This window comes from Brachymonas sp. J145 (assembly GCF_036312245.1).
GTDB classification, from domain to species: Bacteria; Pseudomonadota; Gammaproteobacteria; order Burkholderiales; family Burkholderiaceae_C; genus Brachymonas; species Brachymonas wangyanguii.
In genome coordinates this window covers 356,793-376,628 of the sequence record NZ_JAZDCI010000001.1, presented here as the reverse complement: position 1 = coordinate 376,628, position 19,836 = coordinate 356,793, and the positions used below count along the sequence as shown (strand labels likewise).

The following is a 19,836-nucleotide window of genomic DNA, read 5'->3' as shown; positions in this document are numbered from 1 at the left end:
TAAGGCATGGATATTGGCAAATGCCAGCAAAGTGCGATGGATTGAAAGGTTATTCAATGAAAAGGTTATTGAATCAAAAGGATATTTTGCCGAATGGTTATGAAACAAGGATTTACAAATAGAGGGGTTGGTGATAGGCTGGCGCTGTTATCCGATAGATTACCCGGATATCTTTGATTTAGATCAAATCGTGTAATGTTACAAAAGGGGTGATATTATGAGCGAAACCACCAAGAAGACAGTCGAGGAGCCGGGCGTGATTGGACGTCGCCGATTCCTCAATTCTGCTGCAGCACTCGGCGTGGCCGGTGTGGCCAGCGTTGGCGTCGTCGCCTGCAAGGACGAAGGTGCCAGTGGTGCAGGTGCCGCCAGCGGTGCTTCCGGCGCCGGTGCAGGCAAGGGTGCGGCGCACAAGGTGGGCGGTGCCGGCTCGGTAGAAGTCAAGCCGGGCGAACTGGATACCCATTACGGTCTGTGGAGCAGCGGCCATACCGGTGATGCCCGTATCCTGGGTATTCCTTCCGGCCGCGAACTGCTGCGTATTCCCTGCTTCGTGCCGGACGCGCTGATTGGCTGGGGCCAGACCAACGAGTCCAAGGAAATCATGGGCACCCGTCCCGATGGTTCGCTGCAATATACGGTGGCCGATACCCACCACATCCACGCCTCCTACAAGGACGGCATTTACGACGGCAAGTACGCGTGGATCAACGACAAGATCAACGCCCGTCTGGCGCGTTTCCGTCTGGATTACATGGTCTGCGACAAGATCACCAAGATCCCGAATATCCAGGGCTTCCACGGTATTTTCCCGGACAAGCGTGACCCGGTTGATCCGGCCATCAACTACACCACGCGCGTGTTCTGCGGCCAGGAGTTCCATGTACCCATGCCCAACAAGGGCGCGGACATGACCGACAGCACCAAGCACCACTGCCTGTTTACCTGCGTCGACGCAGAAACCATGGAGGTGCGCTGGCAAGCCCGCATTGATGGCAACTGCGACCTGATTGCCACCTCGTTTGACGGCAAGCTGGCCGCCAGCAACCAGTACAACACCGAAAACGGCGTGCTCTATCCCGAAATGATGTCGGCCGAGCGCGATGCCTGCCTGTTCTTCAACATTGCCCGCATCGAGCAGGCCGTGAAGGATGGCAAGTTCACCACCATTGGCGATTCCAAGGTGCCGGTGGTCGACTGTACGGTCGAAGCCAACAAGGATCCCGCGACCGCCCTGTCGGTGCGCGTGTCGGTGCCGAAGAACCCGCACGGCGTGAACGCCACGCCGGACGGCAAGTACTTCATCTGCTCTGGCAAGCTGTCTCCCACGGCTACCATCATCGAGCTGCAAAAAGTGCTGGACTGGTTCGACGGCAAGTTGGACGATCCGGACAAGTCCATCATCGGCGAGCCGGAAATCGGCCTGGGCCCGCTGCACACCACCTTTGACGGTCGTGGCAACGCCTACACCACGCTGTTCCTGGACAGCCAGGTGGTGAAGTGGAACATCGACCAGGCGATCAAGAAGTATGCCGGCGACAAGGCCATCAACCCGGTCGTCCACAAGCTGGACGTGATGTACCAGCCGGGCCACATCAACGCCACCAACGCCGAAACGATTGCCGCCGATGGCATCTGGATGGCCGTGGGCAACAAGTTCTCCAAGGACCGTTTCCTGCCGGTGGGCCCGATGCACCCGGAAAACGACCAGCTTGTCGACATTTCTGGCGACGAGATGATCCTGGCGCACGACAACGCCGTTCGCCCCGAGCCGCACGACTTCGTGATCTTCAAGCGCGAATGGCTGCAGACCAAGCAGGTCTACGCGCTGGATGACCATCCGCTTGCGCTGAAGGATCCGAAGGACGCCGGCGTGACGCGCGAAGGCAAGAAGGTCACGGTGCGCATGGCTTCGATTGCGCCGACCTACATGCCGATCGAGTTCACGGTCAAGGTGGGTGACGAAGTGACGCTGATCCTGACCAACCTGGACAAGGTCGAGGACCTGACGCACGGCTTCGCCATTCCGGAGTACAACGTGCAGTTCCTGGTCAACCCGCTGGAGACGAAGTCGGTCACCTTCAAGATCGACAAGCCGGGCGTGTTCTGGTACTACTGCACGAACTTCTGTCATGCGCTGCACCTCGAGATGCGTGGCCGCATGATCGTCGAAGCCTGAGAGCGGGAGTAGATGACGGGGCCGGGCTTGGCAGCAGGTTCGGCCCTGTTTGCATGGATAAGCAGGAGCAGCAGCATGAGTTGGATGAAGTTTGTCCGGAAACTGGGGCTGGCATTGGGTGTGACCCTGGGCATGGCCGTGGCGCAAGCCGCCCCCCTGGGGGCCGGTGCCGGCGGGTCACAGGCGTACGAGGCGGAATTGCCGGCCAATCTGGCAACGGCCGCCGACATGTGTGCGCTGCTGCCATGCAAGGACGTATTCCCTGGCGCCGTGTCCTTCTCGGAAAAGAAGGGCCAGCCGCCGTATGTAGAAGCGCTTGACGCCAACCAGAAGCCCATGGGCTACGTCATGCTGTCGACCGACATCACCGATATCCCGGCGTACTCCGGCAAGCCGGTGGTGACGCTGATCGGCATGGATCTGACCGGCAAGTTTGTCGGCGTCAAGATCCTCAAGCACTCCGAGCCGATCCTGCTGCTCGGCATTCCCGAGTCCGAACTGCTGAAATTCAACGACCAGTACATCGGCCGCATGGTGACCGACAAGCTGGAAGTCGGCAAGTCCCGTCCTGACGACGACGTGATCGGGCTGGACGCGATTTCGGGCGCCACCGTGACGGTGATTGCCCAGAACCAGGTGATGATGACGTCCGGGGCTGCCGTGGCGCGCCAGGTCGGCATCATTGCGCCCAAGGTGCGCCAGCCGGTGGTCTATGCACAGCCGGCGGCCGGCCAGGCGGCACTCGACTGGGATACGCTGGTCAAGCAGGGCGCCGTGAAGAAGGTGGTCGTGCGTACCGACCAGGTCGGCCTGGAAAAATCCAGGGATCCGTATATTGAACTGTGGTTTGGTGCGCTCAACTCCCCGGTGTTGGGTCCGGCGATTCTGGGCGAGACCAGCTGGCGCAACCTGATGGGCCAGCTCAAGGAAGGGGAAAACGCGATTTTCGTGATCCGCACGGCCGGCCGTGAATCGTTCAAGGGCTCCGGCTTTGTGCGCGGTGGCATCTATGACCGTATCCTGGTGCACCAGGACGGTGACAGCTTCTCTTTCCGCGACAGCGATGCGCTGAACCTGTATGGCATCCAGGCCGCCAATGCGCCGCGCTTTACCGAATCCGGCATTTTCCTGATCCGCTCGAATGCCTTCTCGGCCGCCTATCCGTGGACCTTCAGCTTCCTGGGCAACCACGTGGACCAGGCCAAGGGCACCAAGGATTTCATCAGCTTTGCCACCGATTACTGGCTGCCCGCAGCCTATCTGGAAGGCGGCCGCCCCAAGATCGTCAAGCCGGAAGCGACCTGGGTCAAGATCTGGAAGTCGCGCGCACTCGAAATCAGCCTGTTTGCGCTGCTGCTGGTATCCGTGGCAGTGGTCTACGCCGTGCGTGACCGCCTGACGCGCCTGTCCAGCCACAAGAACAAGTGGCCGGTCAACATCTTCAAGTACAGTTTCTGGGGCATTTTCGTGGTCTGGGTCGGCTTCATCATGATGGCCCAGCCCTCGATCACGCAGGTGCTGACCTGGCTGCACGCGCTGCTGTTCCGCTGGGAGTGGACGCTGTTCCTGAGCGACCCGTTCATCTTCTTGTTCTGGGTCTTCATCTTCATCACGATCTTCGTGTTTGGCCGCGGCCTGTTCTGTGGCTGGACCTGTCCGTTCGGCTCGATCCAGGAGATCATCCACAAGGTGGCCGGTGCCATCGGCCTGAAGCGCTACCAGTTCCAGCTGCCGCAGGTCTGGCATGACCGCCTCAAGTGGATCAAGTACGCGGTGTTCTTCGGCCTGGTGCTGGTGTCGCTGTTCTCCATGGGCCTGGCCGAGATCCTGGCCGAAGTGGAGCCGTTCAAGACCACCTTCCTGGTCGGCCTGACCAACCGCAGCTGGCCGTATGTGACCTTTGTCGCCGTGATTTTCGGTATCTCGATCTTCATCGAGCGTCCCTACTGCAAGTACGTCTGCCCGCTGGGCGCCTCGCTGGCCATGCCGAGCACCTTCCGCTGGTTTGGCCTGAAGCGCAAGGCTGACTGCAACAGCTGCAAGGCCTGTGCCAAGGGCTGTGGTGCCCAGGCGATTGACGCCGATGGCCGCATCGACCACCGCGAGTGCCTGCACTGCCTGGATTGCATGATCCTGTACACGGACGACCACACCTGCCCGCCGCTGTCCAAGGAGCGCAAGCAGCGTGAGCGTGACGGCAAGCCGCTGACGGCGATTGGCCGCGACGGCTACTTCATCCCGATCGTGCCGATCGAGCAGGATCGCCAGTACCAGCATGCGGCTGCGCTGCTGGCCAGGAAGCCGGATCCGCGTCTGCCGACCGACGTGGCGGTGCCGCCGGTGGCCGCCGCTACCGGCCTGCAGCGAGTCTGGGCCGAGATCTGGGATCACCTGTGGCCGTTCAGCCGTGAAGGCTGGAGCACTGCACGCCTGCTGCAGTCGGCCGGCATTGCGCTGGCACTGGCCGCCACCCTGGTGTGGATATTGGCAGCCCAGGGCAGTGCATCACCTATCATGGTGATCGGCTGGTGGCTGGGCTGGAGCGTGTTTGAAGTGCTGATCCGCCTGCAGGGCAAGCGCTATGTCAAGGATGGCGTCTGGTGGGGCAAGGTCTACCGCCGTGCCAACGTGATGGACATGCTCAGCTATGTCGGATTCAAGAACCTGCTGATCGGAGCCGCGCTGTTCTGGCTGCTGTCCCGCGCCGGCTGGATGGTGATTGCGTAAAGGGTTGGGCATGCTGGGTTTCAAGCGCCGTCCAGGCGGATGTATTTCTTCATGTCGGCAGATCTGGCTGGCGGCCTTGCTGGCCCTGCCGGTCCTGAAAGCCGAAGCCGTGACCACCTGGACGGTACAACCCGGACACAGCATCCAGGCCGCCATCGAGCAGGCCGCGGCGGGTGACACGATCGAGGTACAGCGCGGGCTCTATGTAGAAAACCTGCGCATCGAGAAGCCGCTGACGCTGCGCGGCCTGGATCGCCCCACCATCAGTGGCGGCGACAAGGGCGACACGATCCGCGTGGTCGCGCCCGATGTGGTGATCGACGGCCTGATCGTGTCCGATTCCGGCGGCAGCCTGCGTGAGCAGAACGCCGGCATCTACATCCAGCCGGGTGCGCATCGCGTCATCGTCAAGAACAGCTTCCTGAGCTACAACCTGTTCGGCCTGTGGATCGAGAAGGCCAATGATGTCCAGATCCTGAACAACAACATCACCGGCAAGCGTGACTTTGACAGTGCCCAGCGCGGCAATGGCGTGCAGCTCTACAACACCGAAGGTGCGCGCATCTACGACAACGAGATCAGCTTTGTGCGAGATGGCCTATACATCGACGTATCGCACCAGGCCGAGTTCAAGCGCAACAAGATGCACCATAGCCGTTACGGCACGCACTACATGAACTCCTACTACAACCTGTGGGAGGACAACGATGTCTGGAGCAACCGCGGCGGTCTGGCGCTGATGGAAGTGCGCAACCAGGTGATCCGCAACAACCGTGCCTGGAACAACCAGGACCACGGCATCATGCTGCGCACGCTGCAGGATGCGGTGGTGGAAGACAACATCGTCATGTACAACGAGCGTGGCCTGTTCGTCTATGACGTGGAATACACCGACCTGAAGCGCAACGTGGTGGCCTACAACCATATCGGCGTGCACCTGTCCGGTTCGGCACGCAACCCGGTGGATGGCAACGACTTCATCGAGAACCATGAACAGATCAAGTACGTGGGCACGCGTGACATCAAGTGGGGCGGGCCGCAAGGCAACTACTGGAGCAATTACCGCGGCTGGGACCGGGACGGCGATGGCAAGGGCGATATTCCGTACGAGGCCAACGATGTGGTGGACCGCCTGACCTGGCGTTACCCGACGGTGCGCCTGCTGCTGGCCAGTCCGTCGGTGCAGGTGCTGCGCATGATTGGCGCGCAATTTCCCATTCTTCGTGTTCCCAGTGTGGTGGAGGAATCTCCCCGCATGTTGCCGCTTTCGACCGCCTGGGCCGAATGGCGTGACCGTCTGACCAAGGATTCCAACTATGCCCCGTGAGAGTAGCAAGCGTTCCGACATGGAGGTGACCATCCGTGCCGAAAACGTCGTCCGGCGTTTCGGTGCCTTTGTGGCGGTGGATGATGTCAGCCTGGAGATCCGGCGCGGCGAGGTGTTCGGCCTGATTGGCCACAACGGCGCCGGCAAGAGCACCATGTTCAAGATGATGCTGGGTCTGCTGAAACCGACCAGCGGCCATATTTCCATCCACGGCGTACCGGTTGATGGCGCTGGTGCCCGCGAAGTACGCCGCAGCATCGGCTACCTGCCCGAGAACGTGACCCTATGGGACAACCTCAACGGCTTGGAGACGCTGCAGTTCTTTGCCAAGCTCAAGCGCATCGACGACAGCGAATGCCCCGGCCTGATGGAGCGAGTCGGACTGGGCCATGCCGGCAGCCGGCCGGTGCGTGCCTATTCCAAGGGCATGCGCCAGCGTCTCGGCTTTGCCCAGGCGCTGATGGGCCAGCCGCAGGTGCTGTTCCTGGACGAGCCGACCACCGGCCTGGATCCGTACGCGATCCACTTTTTCTGGGACACGCTGGCTGAGTTGCGGGACCAGGGCCTGACCATCGTGCTGACCTCGCACATCCTGGCCGAGTTGCAGAACCGTATCGACCGCGTGGCGGTGCTGGCCAACGGCAAGCTGCAGGCGATGGGCTCGGTGCAGGATTTGCGCGCCGGTTTTGACCTGCCGATCACGATCCAGGCGCAGCTGTCAGAAGCCGACAACCCAGCCATGCGCCAGGCGCTGCTGGCTGGACTGCCGCCCGAGCTGGCGGCCTGTCCGCAGGAGTGGTTGACCAACCAGGTCAGCTTCCAGGTACCGCGCACGCACAAGTCGGCCCTGCTGCAGCACCTGCTGCGCCAGCCGGAACAGGTGCAGGACATCCAGATCGTCGAACCGTCGCTGGAGGACATGTTTTTTGGCGTGGAGGACAGCCGCAAGGCACCCGCCGCGCGCATGCAGACAGGAGGACAGGCATGATTCAGCCCGGACAGGTCATGACATTGGCCATGAAGGAGTTTCGCGATCGCCTGCGCAATCGCTGGGTGCTGGCCGTGGCGCTGGTGTTTGCCGTGTTCTCGCTGGTCATCACCTACGCCGGAGGTGCCCAGCAGGGCGCGGTCGGCGTGCGCTCGCTGGAGTTCACCATCACCAGTCTGGTCAGCCTGGTGATCTATCTGGTGCCGCTGATTGCGCTGCTGCTGGGTTTCGATGCCATCGTGGGAGAGCGCGAGCGCGGTTCACTTGACTTGCTGCTGGCCTATCCGATCACGCGTGGCGAACTGCTGCTGGGCAAGTACCTGGGGCTGGCACTGGCCATGACGCTGGCGATGCTGGCCGGTCTGGCAACGGTAGGCGTGGTGCTGGTCTGGCAGTTTGGCAGCAGTGCGCTGTTCCACTACTCAGGATTCGTGCTCAGCGCCATGCTGCTGGGGCTGGTGTTCCTGAGCCTGGCCGTGCTGGTATCGGTGCTGGTCAATGACCGCACGCGTGCGTCCGGCGCCGCCATCGTGCTCTGGTTCCTGTTCGTGCTGGTGTTTGACCTGGTGCTGCTGGGCGTGCTGGTAGCCACCAGCGGCCATTACGGCGGCGATATCTTCCCTTACCTGCTGATGCTGAACCCGACCGATGTGTTCCGCATCATCAACGTGTTCTCGACCGAGAGCCTGCGCAATGCCTACGGCCTGGTCAGTGTCGTACCGCCCCTGCTGTCGAATGTCGGCGTGCTGGCGGGCGTGATGCTGGCCTGGATCGTGGTGCCCCTGATGATTGCCAACTGGAGATTCAAACCATGACCATGCAAGGACTGCATGCCCGCGGCTGCCTGTGCTGCTCGGGCGAAGCGCGCCATCTGGACGCCGCAACCCAGGAACGCCGCTTGTTCCTCGGTCTGCTGGCGCTGGCGACCGTGGCGCCGCTGGCCGCCTGCGGCAAGAGCGAAGAGAAAGCCGCCAGCACCGCACCGGTGGAAATCACCCGCAGCACGTCCTGCGAACTGGACGGCATGCTACTGATGGACTATCCCGGTCCCAAGGGCCAGATCCACTATGCCGGCATGGACCAGCCGCTGTTCTACTGCGACACCATGGAAGTGCTGAACACGCTGCTGGTGCCCGAGCAGGTGCGCAAGGTGAATGCCGTCTATGTGCAGGATATGGGCAAGACCGACTGGGACAACCCGCAAGGCGCCTGGATCGATGCGCGAACCGCCATCTTTGTGCATGGCAGCAAGCGCAAGGGCTCCATGGGCCCGACCTTTGCCAGCTTCAGCCAGGAGGCCGACGCGAAGAAGTTCATCGAGGAATACGGTGGCGAACTGGTGCGCATGAGCGACATCACCCCGGAGATGGTGGATCTGCGCGGCGGGGCCAACCTGGACAACCGGATGTAAGCCATGGCGGATCATCCCCAGAATGCCCCTCCCGGGCAGGCGCGTACTACACGCCGCCGCTGGCTCTGGCTGGCGGGCGCGGGTGTGGCCGCCGTGACCGGAGGCGTGGTCACCCAGGGCTACTGGACGCGCTGGTGGCAGCCAAAGGAGGAAGTCGCGCTCGATGTCTGCATCGTTTCGCCGCCGATTCCCTACGATCCGGCCAGTGGCAAGCCGATGGAGGCACCGCGTGAGGTGCCGGAGTCGGCACGTTGTCCGGTGTGTGGCATGTACCCGGCGCGTGACCGGATCTGGGCCGCCCAGGTGCTGTACCGCAATGGCGATGCCCACTTTTTCGATTCCCCGATCGACCTGTTCCAGTTCCTGGACGGGGTCGAGCGCTTCAACCCGGGCCACAGCCGCGCTGATATCCTGTCGATGTGGGTGACGGATGCCGCCAGCCGCAACTGGACGGCGGCCGAGCTGGCCTGGTACGTGCATGGATCGGACGCGCTCGGGCCGATGCGCATGGGGGATCTGCCGGCATTTGCCGACAAGGCGCAGGCGCAGGACTTCAGCAGGCAACGTGGCGGCAAGGTACTGTCGCATGCCGAGGTCACGCCAGCCATCATCAAGACCATGTCGGTAGAGCGTAACCACGCCCTGCATGAAGGCATGCACGACGACCACTAGAACCAGAACCAACCGGTCTTCGGACCAGATAGCAAGACGCATTCATGAAAAAGAACGTTATCGGAGTTTCTGCCAGCACGGCAGCACAGGCGACCGGCGCAGGCTGGGATCGCATTCCCTTTTTTGGCTATCAGGGCATGGGCCGCCAGGCCAACCCCTGTATTGGCGCTTCTTACGTGGCGCCGGTCACGCTGGAGCCGGGTGCCGCTGGCGTCGCCGACGTGCAGCCGCAGCGCGGCTTTGAAACCGTCACCCTGATGTTCCAGGGCCAGCTGCAGACGCGTGATTCAGCCGGCCATGCCGCCATGCTGGAAGCCGGCGATGTGCTGTGGAACTGCGCTGGCCGCGGCCTGCTGCGCCAGGACCAGGGCGGCCCGCGACTGGCTGCCGAAGGCGGTACGCTGGAGCTGGCCACGCTCTGGGTCAACCTGCCAGCCGACTACAAGATGACCGATCCGCACCAGCAGCACCTGGCGGCGGCCAGCATTCCGGTAGTCGAGCTGGGCGATGGCGTGGGCGAACTGCGCGTGATTGCCGGCGAGTACGAAGGCGTTGTCGGACCGGCAGAAACCGTGACGCCGCTGCAGCTGTGGGATATCCGCTTGCAGGCCGGCGAGCAGGAAACCCTGCTGAAGCTACCCAGCCACTGGTATGGCGTGCTGCTGGTGCTGGAAGGCGCGGTGCATGTCAACTACTGGCAGCAGCCGGTGACGGCACAACACCTGGTGTTCCTGGGGACGCCGGGCCAGGAGGTGGGCCTGCGCGCCGAGCAGGATACGCGCCTGCTGCTGATCAGCGGTGAACCGCTGGACGAGACGATTGCCGGCAGTGGCGAGCTGGTGCTGAATACGCCGGAGCAGGTCGAACAATCCCTGCAGGATCTTGCCGCTGGCCAGTTCGGTACGCTGTGACAGGCTGCATCAAAAGCGTAAAAAACTTTTGTAACGGCGACGATTTCTGCTGATTGGCTGGATTTCTGCCTGCTATCATGCGCAGCATTTTGTTGCAAATGAAAGGGCGGAAAAAATGGAAGCCATCAAGGACTTTTTTGACGCAGCAGGGGGCTACGTCTGGGGCGTGCCGATGCTCACCTTCCTGGTGGGTACCGGTGTCTTCCTGACGATTCGCCTGCGTCTGCTGCAATTCACCACACTGGGCTTTGCCCTGAAGCAGGCCTTCACACCGCATGCCAAGCGTGCCGATGGCGGTGACCACGAGGGTGACGTGTCGCACTTTGGCGCGCTGATGACGGCGCTGTCGGCCACCATTGGTACCGGCAACATCGCCGGCGTGGCGACTGCCGTGGTAGCCGGTGGCCCGGGTGCCGTGTTCTGGATGTGGATGACGGCGCTGTTCGGCATGGCCACCAAGTACGCCGAAGGCGTGCTGGCCGTGAAGTACCGCGTCACCAACTCCAAGGGCGAGATGTCGGGCGGCCCGATGTACTACATCGAGCGCGGTCTGGGCAAGAAATGGCTGGCCGTGCTGTTCGCCATCTTTGGCGTGCTGGCCTCTTTCGGTATCGGCAGCTCGGTGCAGTCCAACTCGGTGGCGCAGGCGATCCACGCCAGCTTCTCGATTGACACCTGGATTACCGGCGTGGTGCTGACGGTGTTCACCGGCCTGGTGATCCTGGGCGGCATCCGCAGCATTTCCCGCGTCTCGTCGGCCATCGTGCCGATCATGGCGGTGGGTTATGTGCTGGGTGGCCTGATCGTGATCGCGATGCACCTGGACCTGCTGTTCCCGGCGCTGGAGCTGATCCTGACCGATGCCTTTACCGGCGAAGCGGTGGCAGGTGGTGCGCTGGGTACCGTGATCCGCTATGGCGTGGCGCGTGGCGTGTTCTCCAACGAGGCCGGCATGGGCTCGGCACCGATCGCGGCGGCAGCGGCCAAGACCGATCACCCGGTGCGTCAGGCGCTGGTGTCCATGACGGGTACCTTCCTCGACACCATCATCGTTTGCAGCATCACCGGCATCGTGCTGGTGATGGGTGGCATGTACACCAACGGCCAGACTGGCGCGGCGCTGACGACCATGACCTTCAGCCAGATGCTGCCTGGCGTCGGTGGCTGGATCGTGACCTTTGGCCTGGTGTTCTTTGCCTATTCCACCATCCTGGGCTGGTGCTACTACGGTGAGAAATGCGCGACCTATCTGGTCGGCGAGGGCGGCGTGCTGCCCTACCGCATGATTTACGTTGCCTCGGTCATGGCCGGTACCGTGCTCAGCCTGGACCTGGTCTGGTCGGCTTCCGACGTGTTCAACGGCCTGATGGCGCTGCCCAACCTGATTGCGCTGGTGCTGCTGTCTGGCGTGGTGGTGAAGGAAACGCACGACTTTTTCGAGAAGCGTCGCACTGGCGAACTGCCGTAAGCACCACCGAGTCATCCGGACATGAGAAAGCCCTGCAGGTTCGCCTGCAGGGCTTTCTTGTCTTCAGCGCTTGCCAGCCGATGCTGGCGTGCCGACTGGCTTACTTGATCGCCCGGCTCACGGCCTTGCCACCGAGTACGGCGGCCAGGACCATCACGGCGGCGATGACCAGGAACACGATGAACAGCAGCTTGGCGATACCGGCCGAGGCACCGGCGATGCCGCCAAAGCCCAGCGCACCGGCAATCAGTGCAATCACGGCAAAAATAATGGCCCACTTCAACATGATGAATCCTCCTTGGTGTCTGGCGCTGCAGGCTGTCTGCAGCAGGTGATTCCAGTGTGCCGGCAGGCGGGCGAGGCGGGCATCAGGCGGCATCCCGGCCTGGCGTAGGACGGAATGCCGTGCGCAGATCAGTCTTGCGCCGCCTCCAGCAGCTGCTGCAGGGCGGCTGCGGCGGCCTGTTGTTGCGTGCAGTCGAGGGCTTCCAGCTGCGCCAGCACGCCAGCCAGGGCGGCAGCGCCTTGCTGTTTCAGGGCGGCAATCGCACCGGCCGCATCGCGCGGGTTGGCGTAGCCCTTGCTCTGCAGCAGCACCTCGCCGTTGGCGGCGCTGAGCTTGAAGTAGAACTGGCCGTCCTGTTCGCGGTACTGCTTGAACACCGGCAGCGCGGTCTTCTTGTCGGTTGTCTGGGTGGTGCCTTGTGCGGCCTGGGCCAGCGAACGCAGGCCGGCGGCTTCGCGCAGCTGGCGCGTGTAGGGCGTGGATTCGACGCGCGCCTTGTCGGCGCCAGCCAGCAGGATGCGCTCGACCTCGGCCGGGTTGGCGATCAGCTCGGCGTAGCGTGCGCGCATCGGTGCGATTTCGCGGTCAATGCGCTCGAACAGCAGCTGCTTGGCTTCGCCCCAGGCGATGCCGTCGGCGAAGGCCTGGGCAAAGGCGGCGGTTTCCTCCGGCGTGGCAAAGGCCTGGTAGATCTGGAACAGGGCCGAGCCTTCGGTGTCCTTGGGCTCCCCGGGCGCACGCGAATCGGTCACGATGGACAGGATGCGCTTCTTCATCTCGGCCTGCGGCACGAACAGCGGAATCGTGTTGTCGTAGCTCTTGCTCATCTTGCGGCCATCGAGGCCGGGCAGCAGCGCGACCTGTTCGTCCACCACTGCCTCGGGCAGCACCAGCAGATCCTTGCCGTACAGGTGGTTGAAGCTGCTGGCGATGTCGCGCGCCATCTCGATGTGCTGGATCTGGTCGCGGCCGACCGGCACCTTGTGCGCCTTGAACATCAGGATGTCGGCCGCCATCAGCACCGGGTACATGAACAGGCCGGCAGTGACGCCATCGTCCGGCTCCTGGCCGGTTTCAAGGTTCTTGTCGACCGATGCCTTGTAGGCGTGGGCGCGGTTCAGCAGGCCCTTGCCGGTGACGCAGGTCAGCAGCCAGGTCAGCTCGGGAATTTCGGGGATATCGCTCTGGCGGTAGAAGGTGACGCGTTCGGGATCGAGCCCGGCGGCGAGCCAGGTGGCAGCGATTTCCAGCGTGGAGCGCTGGATGCGCACCGGGTCATCGCACTTGATCAGCGCATGGTAATCGGCCAGGAAGTAGTAGCTCTGCACATCGGCACGCAGGCTGGATTGCACGGCGGGACGGATCGCGCCGACGTAGTTGCCCAGGTGCGGCGTGCCGGTGGTGGTGATGCCGGTGAGAAAGCGGGTGGTGGAGGTGCTCATGGGAATCTGCAACAGAAAAGGCCGCGCAGGGCGGCAATGGAACCATTATCGGTCAAGCGGCAAGCCGGTGGAGCGCTTCAGGCATCGGGCCGGCGCCAGATCCAGAGGCCGACCAGCAGGCAGACCAGCGCCATCAGCAGGCCCAGCCAGAAGTGCGGCGTGCCCCAGAGCCGCGCCAGCACCAGCAGGCAGGACAGCGCCATCATGACGATGGACAGCCACTTGCCGCGGCGCGGGATGGCGCCGCGCTCGTCCCAGGCGCGTACCTGGGTGCCAAAGCGCGGATGCGTGCGCAGCCAGTGGTGCAAGCGTGGCGAGGCGCGTGCCCAGCAGGCGGCAGCCAGCAGCACAAATGGCGTGGTCGGCAGCACCGGCAGGAACAGGCCGATGATGCCCAGCACCAGTGCGATGGCACCGATGACCCAGAGCAGCAGGCGGACCGTGTGCCGGAACATGCCGCCGGCTTACTTGAGGCGCGTGATCAGGCTGGAGGTGTCCCAGCGGTTGCCGCCGGCTTTCTGCACATCGCCGTAGAACTGGTCGACCAGCGCCGTCACCGGCAGCAGCGAGCCGTTGCGGCGTGCCTCGTCCAGCACCAGGCCCAGGTCCTTGCGCATCCAGTCCACGGCAAAGCCGAAATCGAACTGGCCTTCGGCCATGGTCTTGCCGCGGTTGTCGAGCTGCCAGCTCTGCGCCGCGCCCTTGCCGATGGCGTCCAGCACCTGCGGCATGTCAAGGCCGGCGTTCTGGCCAAAGGCGACCGCTTCGGCCAGGCCCTGCACCAGGCCGGCGATGCAGATCTGGTTCACCATCTTGGTCAGCTGGCCGGCACCGGCTTCGCCCATGCGCGAGCAGGCGCGGGCAAAGGCGTCCATTACCGGCGCGACGCGGGCGTAGTCGGCTTCGGCGCCGCCGCACATCACGGTCAGCAGGCCATTCTGGGCGCCGGCCTGGCCGCCGGAGACCGGGGCATCGACAAAATGCAAGCCACGTGCGCGCGCAGCGGCATCCAGCTCGCGTGCGACCTGGGCCGAGGCGGTGGTGTGGTCGACGAACACGGCATTGGCCGGCATGCCGGCAAAGGCGCCATCGTCACCCAGCACCACGCTGCGCAGGTCATCGTCATTGCCGACGCAGCAGAACACGATATCGGCACCCTGGGCGGCTTCACGCGGGGTGGCAGCCAGCGTACCGCCAAATTCCAGCACCCACTGCGAGGCCTTGGCCGGCGTGCGGTTGTAGACGGTGACCTGGTGGCCGGCCTGCTGCAGGTGGCCGGCCATGGGAAAGCCCATCACGCCCAGGCCCAGAAAGGCGACGCGGTGCGGGTTGCAGGGGGCATAGGACTTGGGCTGGATGCTGGACATGGGGGCTTCCTTGCTGAATCGGAGAGGGATGGAATCGTCCGATGGTAAACCAGCGCCGGCCTCAGCTGTCAGCCAGCTGCTCCGGAAAGCGTGCGTGGCGGCGGGCTTCTGCCAGCGTGATGCGCTGCGCTTGCACCAGTTGCTGCAGCTGCTGATCCAGCGTCTGCATGCCGTGGCGGGCACCGGTCTGCATCGCCGAGTAGAGCTGGCTGCTGCGGCCTTCGCGCAGCTGGTGGCGGATCGCCGGGGTGGCGTGCAGCAGTTCCAGTGCGGCGATACGGCCCTGGCCACTGGCAGGCCGGCACAGCACCTGGGCGATGACGGCGAGCAGGGTATCGGCCAGCATGCTGCGCACCAGCTCCTTGTCACCGGCCGGAAAGGCATCGATCAGCCGGTCCACCGCGCGCTCCGGCGTGCCGGCATGCAGCGAGGCCAGCACCAGATGGCCGGTTTCGGCGGCAGTGAGTGCGAGCCGGATGGTATCGGCATCGCGCAGCTCGCCGATCAGCAGGCAGTCGGGATCCTCGCGCAGGGCGGCCCTGAGCGCACTGGCAAAACCGGTACTGTGGCGGCCGATCTCGCGCTGGTGAATCAGTGCCTGGCCGGGCGGATGCACGAACTCGATCGGGTCTTCCAGCGTGAGGATGTGGCAAGGGCGCTCCGCCGCCAGTTGCTGCAGCAGGGCCGCCAGCGTGGTCGACTTGCCGGAGCCGGTGGCACCGCAGACCAGCAGCAGGCCGTGCGGGCGCAGCACCCAGTCGCCCAGCTGTGGCGGCAGGCCGAGTTCGGCCAGCGTGGGGGTCTGCCGCGGCAAGACACGGATGGCGGCCGCAGTACCGCGCAGTTGCCAGTAGGCATGCAGGCGGAAGCGGCCCAGGCCATCACGGCTGAAGCCGGCATCGCATTCGTCCCCCTGCAGCCAGGCCTGGCGGCGGGCTTCATCGAGCAGGGGCAGGACCAGCTGCTGCAGGCCGGCCTCATCCAGTACCGGCAGCGCCAGCCGTTGCAGCCGGCCATCGATGCGCAGTAGGGGTGGTTCGCCAACCGACAGGTGCAGGTCGGAAGCCTGCTGGTCCAGCATGGCCTGCAGCAAGGAAGCAATCATAAAATTAAATCAAAAGAATTAATTATAACGATGCGGTCGGATGCCCAGGCGATAAAAAACCCCGTGCAGCCAAGGCCGTACGGGGTCCAATCCGGCCTGTGGTGCAGGCCGGCATGTGCAGGAGGCGAATCAGTTCGACAGCGGGGCGCGCTGCGTCATGGCCACCGGGGTTTCCGGCACCGGGTAGCCAGCGGCACCAAAGGTTTCGACAATCGCCTTGTGCGTGTCGAAATAGACCTGCCAGTAGTGGTCGGTGTGGGTGTAGGGACGCACGCACAGCTTCGGACCTTCGGGCGTGAACTCCAGGATCTCGATGTCCGGAGCCGGCTCGGCGGCCACATTGGGGATGGCGGCGATCACCGGCTTCAGGCGCGCGATGGCATCCAGCGGGTTCACGCTGTTGGCGATCTTGGCCACGCAGTCCACGCGGCGCACCGGCAGTGCGCTGAAGTTCTGGATGTTGTCGCCAAAGGCCTTGCCATTGCCAACCACGGTGACCACGTTGTCCATGGTGACGATGGTGGTGGTGAACAGGCCCAGCTCCTTCACGGTACCGATCACGCCACCGGCGGAGATGAAGTCACCCACCTTGTACGGACGCAGCACTTGCATGAACAGGCCGGCGGCAAAGTTGCCCAGCATGCCGCTCCAGGCTGCGCCAATCGCCAGGCCGGCACCAGCCAGCAGTGCGGCAAACGAGGTCGTCTGCACGCCGAACACGTCCAGGATCGCCAGGATCAGCAGCAGCGTCAGGATCGCGCCGATGATGGATTCGAGGTACTTGCCCAGCGTGGCGTCGATCTTGCCGGCACGCTGCATGCTGCGGCTGATGAAGCCGACAACCTTGTTGATGATCCAGCGGCCGATGATCCAGATTGCCAGCGCTGCCAGCAGCTTGAGCAGGAAATCGATGCCCTGCGTGGTGATGAAAGTCCAGATGGCTTCCGTATTCATGGGGAATTCCTCCTTGAAAAGATGACCGCGCTATCGTAGGCAGGGAACATGACAAGTCGGCGTCTGGATGTTGTCCGGGCGTGACATATCCCCGCTTTGGGGTGATTTGTGCTGCGGGCTGACACGTGGTCTCCCGTTGCCGACACCGGGCCGCGCCTGCTACGATCACGCCCCATGCACTCCACCGATTCCGATTCCATCGCCACGCGCCTGCAGCAGGTGCGCGCGCGTATTGCGGCTGCCGAGGCGCAGGCCGGCCGTGCCGCTGGCAGCGTACGCCTGCTGGCCGTGTCCAAGACCTTTCCCGCGGCGGCCGTGGCCGAAGCCGCGGCGGCCGGACAGCAGGCGTTTGGCGAGAACTATGTGCAGGAGGCGGTGGCCAAGATCGGCGAACTGGACGGGCTGGCGCTGGAATGGCATTGCATCGGCCCACTGCAAAGCCGCAAGACCGGCCAGGTGGCCGCGCATTTCGACTGGCTGCACAGCCTGGACCGGCTGGAAGTGGCGCAGCGCCTGAGCCGCCAGCGCGATGCCGGCAAGGCAGCGCTGCAGCTCTGCCTTCAGGTCAACATGGATGGCGGTGCCAACAAGAGCGGCCTGATGCCGGAACAGGTGCTGGAACTGGCACTGGCGGTACGCGAGCTGCCTGGGCTGGAGCTGCGCGGCCTGATGAGCATTCCCGAACCCTATGCCGATCCGGCGCAGACGCTGGCGGTGCACCAGCGCACACGCGAACTGTTCGAGCAGCTCGGCGAACAGCTGGCACTGCCGCGCTGGGACACGCTGTCCATGGGCATGAGTGCCGATCTGGAGCAGGCGGTGGCCGCCGGCAGCACGCTGGTGCGTATCGGCACGGCGATTTTCGGCAGCCGCGCCTATCCGCCGGCGGGCTGAGCGCGCCAGCGGCGCAGGCCTTCCAGGCCCAGCATCAGCAGCGCCAGCCAGATCGGGCCATAGGTCCAGAGCGCGCCGGCCCCCATGCGCTCGCCCACCAGCAGCGACACCACGAACAGCAGCGCCGGTTCCAGATAGCCGAGCAGGCCGAACAGGCCCAGCGGCAGGCGCTGGCTCGCCATCAGGTAGCTGCCCAGTGCGATGCCGCTCATCAGGCCGAGCAGCGGCAGCAGCAGCCAGAGCTCCGGCCGCTGCGCGATCTGCTGCACGATGCGGCCATCGGACAGCCACCAGATCGCCAGCGGCAGCAGGATCAGGGTCTCGGTCCAGATCGCCGGCAGGCCGCTGACGCGCATGCGCCGGTGCAGCATGAAGTAGGGCACGTAGAGCTGCACCAGCAGCGTGCTCCAGTGCAGGCCGCCGCTTTGCCACAGCGCGTGTGCCACGCCTATGGCCGCCAGCAGCACGGCCAGCCGCTGCATCGCGCTCAGGCGTTCGCCATAGACGAAGCGGCCGGTCAGCACCAGCGACAGCGGCAGCAGGAAATAGCCCAGCGACACGTTCATCGCCTGGCCATGTAGCGGTGCCCACATGAACAGGCCCATCTGCAGGCCGAGCAGCGAGGCCGACAACAGCATGCCACCGATCAGCAGCGGTTGCTGGCGCAGGCGGCTGAACCAGGCGCGCATCGCCGGCACCGCCTGGAGGCGCCAGATCAGCAGAGTGAGCACCGGCAGGCCCAGCACCATGCGCCAGGACAGGATCTCCATCGCCTGCAGCGGATGCAGCAGCAGCGCGTAGTAATACAGCGCGCCAAACAGGACCGACGCAGTGATGGATAACAGGATTCCGGAAAGCATGGCAGGCAGTGTACAGTGTGGAATGTCATGGCTGGCACAGACCAGCCAGGTCGCCTGCACGCCCGTGCCAGGCCCAATGCCCCCATACCGATTCAGGAGAGAGACATGCCCGGACTGCTGCCCCACGTGGACCCCGATGGACTGCTGGAATTTTCCGTGGTCTACACCGACCGCGCCCTCAACCATATGTCACAGCGCTTTATCGGCGTGATGCAGGACATCATCAGCGGCCTGCGCGAGGCCTATGGCGCGCACAGCGTGGCGATCGTGCCGGGCGGCGGTACCTACGGCATGGAAGCCGTGGCACGCCAGTTTGCCCACGACAAGAAGGTGATGGTGCTGCGCAACGGCTGGTTCAGCTTCCGCTGGACGCAGATCCTGGACACTGGCCGCATCACGCAGGACGTGCTGGTCGCCAAGGCGCGCCCGGCCGATGGCAGCGCGCAGTCGCCCTGGTCGCCGGCGCCGCTGGACGAGGTGCTGGCCACGATCCGCGCCGAACAGCCGGCCGTGGTGTTTGCGCCGCACGTGGAAACCGCCAGCGGCATCATGCTGCCCGATGACTACATCCGCCAGGTGAGCGATGCCGTGCATGCCTACGACGGCCTGTTCGTGCTCGACTGCATCGCCAGCGGTGCGGTCTGGGTCGACATGAAGGCGACCGGCGTGGACATCCTGCTGACGGCACCGCAAAAAGGCTGGAGTGGCACGCCCTGCGCCGCCATGGTCAGCTTCAGCGAGCATGCGCGCCAGGCCATAGAGAGCACCACCAGCAGCAGCTTTGCCTGCGACCTGAAAAAGTGGCTGCAGATCACCGAAGGTTACGAAAAAGGCCAGGCTGCCTACCACGCCACCATGCCGACCGATGCGCTGGTGACGCTGCGCGACGTGATGCAGGAAGTGCGCGCCTATGGTTTCGACAAGCTGCGTGAGCAGCAGCACGAGCTGGGCCGCCAGGTGCGCGCGTTGCTGGAGCAGCGCGGCTTCCCGAGCGTGGCCGCCGAAGGCTTCAAGGCCCCGGGCGTGGTAGTCAGCTACACCACCGATCCCGAGATCCAGAATGGCAGCAAGTTTCGCGCGCAAGGCCTTCAGGTGGCGGCAGGCGTGCCGTTGCAGTGCGACGAGCCGGACAGCTTCCGCACCTTCCGCCTAGGCCTGTTCGGCCTGGAGAAGTGCCAGAACATCGAGCGCACCGTCGGCCAGCTGCGCGACGCACTCGACCAGATCCAGGGCTGATGCCAACGG

General features: G+C 64.0%; 18 protein-coding genes. 11 read left to right on the top strand and 7 right to left on the bottom strand.

Annotation, left to right across the window (positions count from 1 at the left end; translation table 11 throughout):
* The first annotated feature begins 217 nt into the window (after positions 1–217).
* The 9 genes from nosZ (at position 218) to V1261_RS01745 (ending at position 11,683) form a co-directional block, all read left to right on the top strand.
* Positions 218–2,179, top strand: coding sequence for a TAT-dependent nitrous-oxide reductase (nosZ, locus tag V1261_RS01785; RefSeq protein WP_329769706.1), 1,962 nt, complete (start codon positions 218–220; stop codon positions 2,177–2,179).
* A gap of 75 nt (positions 2,180–2,254) precedes the next feature.
* Positions 2,255–4,906, top strand: coding sequence for a 4Fe-4S binding protein (locus V1261_RS01780; RefSeq protein WP_436231793.1), 2,652 nt, complete (start codon positions 2,255–2,257; stop codon positions 4,904–4,906).
* Between the two features lie 10 nt (positions 4,907–4,916).
* Positions 4,917–6,233: a nitrous oxide reductase family maturation protein NosD gene (locus V1261_RS01775; protein ID WP_329769705.1), complete on the top strand. Its 1,317-nt coding sequence runs from the start codon at positions 4,917–4,919 to the stop codon at positions 6,231–6,233.
* Positions 6,223–7,221, top strand: a complete 999-nt coding sequence (locus V1261_RS01770; protein WP_329769704.1) for an ABC transporter ATP-binding protein — start codon at positions 6,223–6,225, stop codon at positions 7,219–7,221. The genes V1261_RS01775 and V1261_RS01770 overlap by 11 nt, the downstream gene beginning before the upstream one ends.
* A complete protein-coding gene (locus V1261_RS01765) occupies positions 7,218–8,036 on the top strand; it encodes an ABC transporter permease (RefSeq protein WP_329769703.1) in 819 nt (272 codons plus the stop codon). Before V1261_RS01770 ends, V1261_RS01765 begins: the two co-directional genes overlap by 4 nt.
* 2 nt (positions 8,037–8,038) lie before the next feature.
* On the top strand, positions 8,039–8,632 hold the full coding sequence (locus V1261_RS01760) for a nitrous oxide reductase accessory protein NosL (RefSeq protein ID WP_436231797.1): 594 nt from the start codon (positions 8,039–8,041) through the stop codon (positions 8,630–8,632).
* A 3-nt stretch (positions 8,633–8,635) separates the two neighbouring features.
* Entirely contained in the window at positions 8,636–9,304 is a 669-nt protein-coding gene (locus V1261_RS01755) for a nitrous oxide reductase accessory protein NosL (protein ID WP_329769701.1), read from the top strand.
* A gap of 44 nt (positions 9,305–9,348) precedes the next feature.
* Positions 9,349–10,215 carry a pirin family protein gene (locus V1261_RS01750; RefSeq protein ID WP_329769700.1) on the top strand — a complete coding sequence of 289 codons (867 nt, stop codon included), beginning with the start codon at positions 9,349–9,351 and terminating at the stop codon, positions 10,213–10,215.
* A 115-nt stretch (positions 10,216–10,330) separates the two neighbouring features.
* Positions 10,331–11,683: an alanine/glycine:cation symporter family protein gene (locus V1261_RS01745; protein WP_329769699.1), complete on the top strand. Its 1,353-nt coding sequence runs from the start codon at positions 10,331–10,333 to the stop codon at positions 11,681–11,683.
* A gap of 100 nt (positions 11,684–11,783) precedes the next feature.
* Here the strand turns inward: V1261_RS01745 and V1261_RS01740 are convergent, their stop codons facing one another.
* The 6 genes from V1261_RS01740 to V1261_RS01715 all read right to left on the bottom strand — a co-directional run bounded on the left by V1261_RS01740 (position 11,784) and on the right by V1261_RS01715 (position 16,837).
* Complete coding sequence (locus V1261_RS01740) at positions 11,784–11,969, bottom strand: DUF1328 domain-containing protein (protein ID WP_329769698.1); 186 nt, start codon at positions 11,967–11,969, stop codon at positions 11,784–11,786.
* Positions 11,970–12,097: 128 nt separating this feature from the next.
* The gene (locus V1261_RS01735; protein WP_329769697.1) at positions 12,098–13,411 is read right to left on the bottom strand and encodes a tryptophan--tRNA ligase; all 1,314 of its coding nucleotides are present in this window, start codon (positions 13,409–13,411) and stop codon (positions 12,098–12,100) included.
* Between the two features lie 77 nt (positions 13,412–13,488).
* The gene (locus V1261_RS01730) at positions 13,489–13,866 is read right to left on the bottom strand and encodes a YbaN family protein (RefSeq protein WP_329769696.1); all 378 of its coding nucleotides are present in this window, start codon (positions 13,864–13,866) and stop codon (positions 13,489–13,491) included.
* Positions 13,867–13,875: 9 nt separating this feature from the next.
* On the bottom strand, positions 13,876–14,778 hold the full coding sequence (locus V1261_RS01725; protein WP_329769695.1) for an NAD(P)-dependent oxidoreductase: 903 nt from the start codon (positions 14,776–14,778) through the stop codon (positions 13,876–13,878).
* 61 nt (positions 14,779–14,839) lie between these two features.
* Positions 14,840–15,883, bottom strand: a complete 1,044-nt coding sequence (locus tag V1261_RS01720) for a type IV pilus twitching motility protein PilT (RefSeq protein WP_329769694.1) — start codon at positions 15,881–15,883, stop codon at positions 14,840–14,842.
* A 129-nt stretch (positions 15,884–16,012) separates the two neighbouring features.
* Positions 16,013–16,837: a mechanosensitive ion channel family protein gene (locus V1261_RS01715; protein ID WP_329769693.1), complete on the bottom strand. Its 825-nt coding sequence runs from the start codon at positions 16,835–16,837 to the stop codon at positions 16,013–16,015.
* Positions 16,838–17,011: 174 nt separating this feature from the next.
* On the opposite strand from V1261_RS01715, the gene V1261_RS01710 reads away from it, so the two are divergent.
* Positions 17,012–17,731: a YggS family pyridoxal phosphate-dependent enzyme gene (locus tag V1261_RS01710; protein ID WP_329769692.1), complete on the top strand. Its 720-nt coding sequence runs from the start codon at positions 17,012–17,014 to the stop codon at positions 17,729–17,731.
* Here the strand turns inward: V1261_RS01710 and rarD are convergent.
* Positions 17,713–18,591, bottom strand: a complete 879-nt coding sequence (rarD, locus tag V1261_RS01705; protein ID WP_329769691.1) for an EamA family transporter RarD — start codon at positions 18,589–18,591, stop codon at positions 17,713–17,715. The genes V1261_RS01710 and rarD overlap by 19 nt on opposite strands.
* Positions 18,592–18,696: 105 nt before the next feature.
* Between rarD and V1261_RS01700 the strand changes: the two genes are divergently transcribed.
* A complete protein-coding gene (locus V1261_RS01700) occupies positions 18,697–19,827 on the top strand; it encodes an aminotransferase class V-fold PLP-dependent enzyme (RefSeq protein WP_329769690.1) in 1,131 nt (376 codons plus the stop codon).
* Positions 19,828–19,836: the final 9 nt, after the last annotated feature.

What these genes read in the sequence shown, in the direction of transcription:
- nosZ (WP_329769706.1), top strand. Translation starts at nt 218, where the DNA reads ATGAGCGAAACCACCAAGAAGACAGTCGAGGAGCCGGGCGTGATTGGA.
- V1261_RS01780 (WP_436231793.1), top strand. Translation starts at nt 2,255, where the DNA reads ATGAGTTGGATGAAGTTTGTCCGGAAACTGGGGCTGGCATTGGGTGTG.
- V1261_RS01775 (WP_329769705.1), top strand. Translation starts at nt 4,917, where the DNA reads ATGCTGGGTTTCAAGCGCCGTCCAGGCGGATGTATTTCTTCATGTCGG.
- V1261_RS01770 (WP_329769704.1), top strand. Translation starts at nt 6,223, where the DNA reads ATGCCCCGTGAGAGTAGCAAGCGTTCCGACATGGAGGTGACCATCCGT.
- V1261_RS01765 (WP_329769703.1), top strand. Translation starts at nt 7,218, where the DNA reads ATGATTCAGCCCGGACAGGTCATGACATTGGCCATGAAGGAGTTTCGC.
- V1261_RS01760 (WP_436231797.1), top strand. Translation starts at nt 8,039, where the DNA reads ATGCAAGGACTGCATGCCCGCGGCTGCCTGTGCTGCTCGGGCGAAGCG.
- V1261_RS01755 (WP_329769701.1), top strand. Translation starts at nt 8,636, where the DNA reads ATGGCGGATCATCCCCAGAATGCCCCTCCCGGGCAGGCGCGTACTACA.
- V1261_RS01750 (WP_329769700.1), top strand. Translation starts at nt 9,349, where the DNA reads ATGAAAAAGAACGTTATCGGAGTTTCTGCCAGCACGGCAGCACAGGCG.
- V1261_RS01745 (WP_329769699.1), top strand. Translation starts at nt 10,331, where the DNA reads ATGGAAGCCATCAAGGACTTTTTTGACGCAGCAGGGGGCTACGTCTGG.
- V1261_RS01740 (WP_329769698.1), bottom strand. Translation starts at nt 11,969, where the DNA reads ATGTTGAAGTGGGCCATTATTTTTGCCGTGATTGCACTGATTGCCGGT.
- V1261_RS01735 (WP_329769697.1), bottom strand. Translation starts at nt 13,411, where the DNA reads ATGAGCACCTCCACCACCCGCTTTCTCACCGGCATCACCACCACCGGC.
- V1261_RS01730 (WP_329769696.1), bottom strand. Translation starts at nt 13,866, where the DNA reads ATGTTCCGGCACACGGTCCGCCTGCTGCTCTGGGTCATCGGTGCCATC.
- V1261_RS01725 (WP_329769695.1), bottom strand. Translation starts at nt 14,778, where the DNA reads ATGTCCAGCATCCAGCCCAAGTCCTATGCCCCCTGCAACCCGCACCGC.
- V1261_RS01720 (WP_329769694.1), bottom strand. Translation starts at nt 15,883, where the DNA reads ATGATTGCTTCCTTGCTGCAGGCCATGCTGGACCAGCAGGCTTCCGAC.
- V1261_RS01715 (WP_329769693.1), bottom strand. Translation starts at nt 16,837, where the DNA reads ATGAATACGGAAGCCATCTGGACTTTCATCACCACGCAGGGCATCGAT.
- V1261_RS01710 (WP_329769692.1), top strand. Translation starts at nt 17,012, where the DNA reads ATGCACTCCACCGATTCCGATTCCATCGCCACGCGCCTGCAGCAGGTG.
- rarD (WP_329769691.1), bottom strand. Translation starts at nt 18,591, where the DNA reads ATGCTTTCCGGAATCCTGTTATCCATCACTGCGTCGGTCCTGTTTGGC.
- V1261_RS01700 (WP_329769690.1), top strand. Translation starts at nt 18,697, where the DNA reads ATGCCCGGACTGCTGCCCCACGTGGACCCCGATGGACTGCTGGAATTT.